Consider the following 3,252-nt stretch of genomic DNA (forward strand, 5'->3'; position numbering starts at 1 on the left):
CTTCGGCTTCAAGAACGTTCCGGAAAGCCAGAAAGCGGAAAAAGTCGCTGAGGTGTTCCACTCCGTTGCGGCCAAGTACGACCTGATGAACGACGTACTCTCGGGCGGCATGCACCGCCTGTGGAAGCGCTTCACCATCGAGTTGTCGGGTGTACGCACCGGCAACCGCGTGCTCGACATCGCCGGCGGCACGGGCGATCTGGCGGCCAAGTTCTCCAAGCTGGTTGGCCCGACCGGCCAGGTCGTGCTGGCGGACATCAACGGTTCGATGCTCAAGGTCGGCCGTGATCGCCTGCTGGATAAAGGTGTGGCCGGCAATATCGAGTTCGTCCAGGCCGATGCGGAAAAGCTGCCGTTCCCGGACAACCATTTCGACTGCGTGACCATCGCCTTCGGCCTGCGCAACGTGACCCATAAAGAGGACGCCATCCGCTCGATGCTGCGCGTACTCAAGCCGGGCGGCCGCCTGTTGGTGCTGGAGTTCTCCAAGCCGACCAACGCGCTGATGTCCAAGGTCTACGACACCTACTCGTTCGCCTTCATGCCGCTGATGGGCAAGCTGATCACCAATGACGCCGAGAGCTACCGCTACCTGGCCGAATCGATCCGCATGCACCCCGACCAGGAAACCCTGAAGTCGATGATGGTAGAAGCCGGTTTCGACCGCGTGACCTACCACAACATGACCTCAGGCATCGTCGCCCTGCACCGCGGCATCAAGCCCTGATGCTGTTCGCAGGCCTCCTCGCCAGCGTCGAACACGGCATCAACCGTGTCCTGCGCCTGGACAGCACCGCCCTGGCGCGGCTTGCGCACTTGAACGGCAAGGTCATTGCCGTCGATTGCACCAGCCCCGCCCTGCAGCTGTTTATCCTGCCCAGCGATGAAGGCCTGCTGCTCGCCGGCGATTGGGCCGCCGAGGCCGACTGCACCCTGCGCGCACCCGCCTCGAGCCTGTTGCACCTGGCGCTGAGCCGCAACAAGACCGCGATCCTGCACAGCCCCGACGTGGAGCTGGAAGGCGACAGCGCCGTGCTGATGGACCTGGCCGCCGTGCTGCAAGACCTGGAACTGGATTGGGAATACGAGCTGTCACGCTGGATCGGCCCGGTGGCCACCCAGTTGATCAGCGGGCACCTGCGCAGCCGCTCGCGCTGGTACCAGCAAGGGTTCGCCAGCCTCAACCAGAACCTTGCCGAATACTTGAGCGAAGAATCGCGCACCCTGGTCGGAGAACGGGAAGCGCAAGCGCGCTTTCGTGAACTCGACAAGGCCAAAATCGACCTGGAACGCCTTGAGGCACGCTTCGAGCGCCTGAGCCGTTCCCTTGATCCAAGCGATAACGCATGAAGCTGCTCGCCGTCCGCCGTTTGTTTCGTATCCAGCGCGTCGTAATCCGCTACCGCCTCGATGACCTGCTGTTCGCCCTGCCGTTGCCGTGGTTTTTGCTGGCCGTGCGCTATGTGTTGCCGTGGCGCTGGTTCCCGCGCAAACCGCTGGAACTGAGCCGTGGCGCGCGCCTGCGCCTGGCGTTGCAGGACCTGGGGCCGATCTTTATCAAGTTCGGGCAGATCCTCTCGACACGCCGCGATTTGCTGCCCGAAGACATTGCCGACGAGCTGATGCTGTTGCAGGACCGCGTGCCACCGTTTGATTCCCAGCAGTCGATGAAGCTGATCGAAGAACAACTGGGCAAGAAGATCAGCGAGGTGTTCAGCCGTTTCGACGTCGAGCCACTGGCCTCGGCCTCGGTGGCGCAGGTGCATGCCGCACAATTGAAGACCGGCGAAGAAGTGGTGGTAAAGGTCATCCGCCCCGGCCTCAAGCCGATCATCGGCCAGGACCTGGCGTGGCTGTTTATCCTCGCCCGCGCCGCCGAACGTTTCTCCGCCGATGCGCGCCTGCTGCATCCGGTGGACGTGGTTGCCGACTACGAAAAGACCATCTACGACGAACTCGACCTACTGCGCGAAGCGGCCAACGCCAGCCAGCTCAAACGCAACTTCGAAGGTTCAGCGCTGCTGTACGTGCCGCAGGTGTATTGGGACTGGTGCCGCCCAAAAGTGCTGGTGATGGAGCGCATCTACGGCGTGCAGGTCACCGACCTCGCCACTCTTGCCGACCAGCGCACCGACATGAAGATGCTTGCCGAGCGCGGCGTGGAAATCTTCTTCACCCAGGTGTTTCGCGACAGCTTCTTCCACGCCGACATGCACCCGGGCAACATTTTCGTCAGCACCGTCAACCCATGGAGCCCGCAATACATTGCGATCGACTGCGGCATCGTCGGCAGCCTGACCCCGGAAGACCAGGATTACCTGGCACGCAACCTGTTCGCCTTTTTCAAGCGCGATTACCGCCGCGTGGCGCAGTTGCACATCGATTCGGGCTGGGTGCCAGCCGAAACCAAGCTCAACGAATTCGAAGCCGCGATCCGCACGGTGTGCGAGCCGATCTTTGAAAAACCGTTAAAAGATATTTCCTTCGGCCAGGTGCTGATGCGTCTGTTCCAGACCGCGCGGCGCTTCAATATGGAAGTGCAGCCGCAGCTGGTACTGCTGCAAAAAACCTTGCTCAACATTGAAGGCCTGGGCCGCCAGCTGTACCCGGACCTGGACTTGTGGAACACCGCGCAGCCGTTCCTGGAACGCTGGATGCGCGAGCGCGTCAGCCCGAAAACCCTGCTGGGCAACCTGCACAGCCAGTTCGAACAACTGCCGCACCTGGCCAACATGACCCGCGACCTGCTGGAGCGCATGTCCCAGCCCCACGCCAAAGACCCTGCACCGCCGTGGCACAGGCGCAAGGACGACTGGTTCCTGCGCCTGTTGGGCGCCGCCCATTTGGTCGGCGGCGTGATGCTGGCGATTGGCGGGCCGCTGAACCAACTGGGCCATTGGCCGGCTGGCATCATGGTCGCCGTGGGTGTTTATCTGATCGTGCGCCGATAGCCGATCCGGTTATACACTGTCGCAAATTGCCGGAGCCGAACATGAAAGACTGGCTGGACGAGATCAAGTGGGACAGTGACGGCCTGGTGCCGGCCATTGCCCAGGACTACAAGACCGGGCGCGTATTAATGATGGCCTGGATGAACCGCGAGGCCTTGAGCCTCACCGCCACTGAGCAGCGCGCCATTTACTGGTCACGTTCGCGTGGCAAACTGTGGCGCAAGGGCGAAGAGTCCGGGCACGTGCAGACCCTGCACGAGATGCGCATCGACTGTGGCGCCGACGTGGTGATCCTGAAGGT

At 62.2% G+C, this 3,252-nt stretch carries 4 protein-coding genes; all 4 read left to right on the forward strand.

The window, feature by feature from the left end; genetic code table 11:
• On the forward strand, window positions 1-727 hold a 727-nt coding region (ubiE, locus tag FEM54_RS28555; RefSeq protein WP_138453858.1), incomplete at its 5' end, for a bifunctional demethylmenaquinone methyltransferase/2-methoxy-6-polyprenyl-1,4-benzoquinol methylase UbiE.
• The gene (locus FEM54_RS28560; RefSeq protein WP_017138587.1) at window positions 727-1,350 is read left to right on the forward strand and encodes a ubiquinone biosynthesis accessory factor UbiJ; all 624 of its coding nucleotides are present in this window, start codon (window positions 727-729) and stop codon (window positions 1,348-1,350) included. The genes ubiE and FEM54_RS28560, both read left to right, overlap by 1 nt.
• The gene (ubiB, locus tag FEM54_RS28565) at window positions 1,347-2,951 is read left to right on the forward strand and encodes a ubiquinone biosynthesis regulatory protein kinase UbiB (RefSeq protein WP_017138588.1); all 1,605 of its coding nucleotides are present in this window, start codon (window positions 1,347-1,349) and stop codon (window positions 2,949-2,951) included. Before FEM54_RS28560 ends, ubiB begins: the two co-directional genes overlap by 4 nt.
• Window positions 2,952-2,992: 41 nt before the next feature.
• A partial coding sequence (hisI, locus tag FEM54_RS28570; RefSeq protein ID WP_138453859.1) for a phosphoribosyl-AMP cyclohydrolase occupies window positions 2,993-3,252 on the forward strand: 260 nt, incomplete at its 3' end.

The organism is Pseudomonas edaphica (assembly GCF_005863185.1).
Classification (GTDB): domain Bacteria; phylum Pseudomonadota; class Gammaproteobacteria; order Pseudomonadales; family Pseudomonadaceae; genus Aquipseudomonas; species Aquipseudomonas edaphica.